Source organism: Alkalispirochaeta americana (genome assembly GCF_900156105.1).
Taxonomy (GTDB): domain Bacteria; phylum Spirochaetota; class Spirochaetia; order DSM-27196; family Alkalispirochaetaceae; genus Alkalispirochaeta; species Alkalispirochaeta americana.
On sequence record NZ_FTMS01000044.1, the window covers coordinates 2,245 to 3,599 of the forward strand.

The window sequence follows — 1,355 nt, forward strand, 5'->3', positions numbered from 1 at the left end:
TCCGCAGCCCCGGCAGCAGGCGGAGCGGGAGCGGTCCCGTCGCCGATGACGGGGGTGATCGACAAGGTTGTGGTGAGCGAGGGCGCCCAGGTGAACGAGGGTGATCCTGTGGTGATCCTGGAAGCGATGAAGATGTATATCGACGTGACGGCGCCTGCGAGCGGAACGGTGACGGGGATCTCCGTGAAATCCGGCGATAGCGTGAAAGAGGGGCAAGCCCTTCTGACGATCGGGTAAGGCGGGCAGAACGATGTTGATGGAGTTTTTACGATCCACGGCCTTTTCCGCCATGACCTGGCAGGCAGCGGCGATGATCACCGTGGGGGTGTTCCTGCTGTACCTGGGGATCAAGCGGCAGTACGAGCCGCTCTTGCTGGTGCCGATCGGATTTGGCGCGATCCTTGTGAACATCCCCCTGGCGGGTCTGAACGAGCCCGGGGGCCTTCTGGACTACTTTTATTTCGGGATCAAGACGGGGATATTTCCTCCCCTGATCTTTCTCGGGGTGGGAGCGATGACGGACTTTGGTCCGCTTCTGGCCAAGCCCTACACCTTTTTGCTGGGAGCGGCGGCACAGTTCGGGATTTTTGGGACGCTTTTGGGAGCGCGGTTGCTGGGCTTCACCTTTGCCGAGGCCTCGTCGATCGCGATCATCGGAGGAGCCGACGGCCCCACGGCGATCTACCTGACCTCGCAGCTGGCCCCGCACCTGCTGGGCCCCATTGCGGTGGCGGCCTACTCGTACATGGCGCTGGTGCCGGTGATCCAGCCGCCGATCATCAAGCTTCTGACAGGGCGGGAGCAGCGGAAGATCGTGATGAGCGAGGTGAAAGAGGTGCCGCAGCGGGTGAAGATCGTCTTTCCCATTGTGACAGCCATCGCCTGTGCGCTCTTTGTTCCTGCGGCGACGCCCCTGGTGGGAATGCTGATGCTGGGGAACCTCTTTCGCGAGAGCGGGGTTGTGGAGCGGTTGTCCAAGACGGCGCAGAACGAACTGATCAATATTGTGACGATCATTCTGGGCGTAGCCGTGGGAAGCCAGATGTCGGCCGATCAATTTTTGACGATGGGAACGCTTCTGATCATCCTGTTGGGCGTGGTGGCCTTCAGTGTGGGCACGGCCAGCGGCCTGGGGCTGGGTCAGATCATGTATCTTGTGTCGGGGAAGAAGATAAACCCCATGATCGGTGCTGCGGGCGTATCGGCGGTTCCCATGGCTGCGCGGGTGGTACAGAAGATGGGGCAGGAGGCGAATCCGAAGAACTTCCTTCTCATGAACGCCATGGGCCCCAACGTGGCCGGTGTGATCGGATCCGCCGTGGCCGCGGGAGTGTTGCTCGCTCTTGCCGGTTAGG

General features: G+C 61.5%; 2 protein-coding genes. Both read left to right on the forward strand.

What is annotated here, in order from left to right; translation table 11 throughout:
- Positions 1-237 (forward strand): biotin/lipoyl-containing protein (locus BW950_RS14500; RefSeq protein ID WP_143559287.1); only part of this gene is annotated, 237 nt, incomplete at its 5' end.
- Positions 238-256: 19 nt separating this feature from the next.
- The gene (locus tag BW950_RS14505; protein ID WP_200796849.1) at positions 257-1,354 is read left to right on the forward strand and encodes a sodium ion-translocating decarboxylase subunit beta; all 1,098 of its coding nucleotides are present in this window, start codon (positions 257-259) and stop codon (positions 1,352-1,354) included.
- Position 1,355: the final 1 nt, after the last annotated feature.

What these genes read in the sequence shown, in the direction of transcription:
- BW950_RS14505 (WP_200796849.1), top strand. Translation starts at nt 257, where the DNA reads ATGGAGTTTTTACGATCCACGGCCTTTTCCGCCATGACCTGGCAGGCA.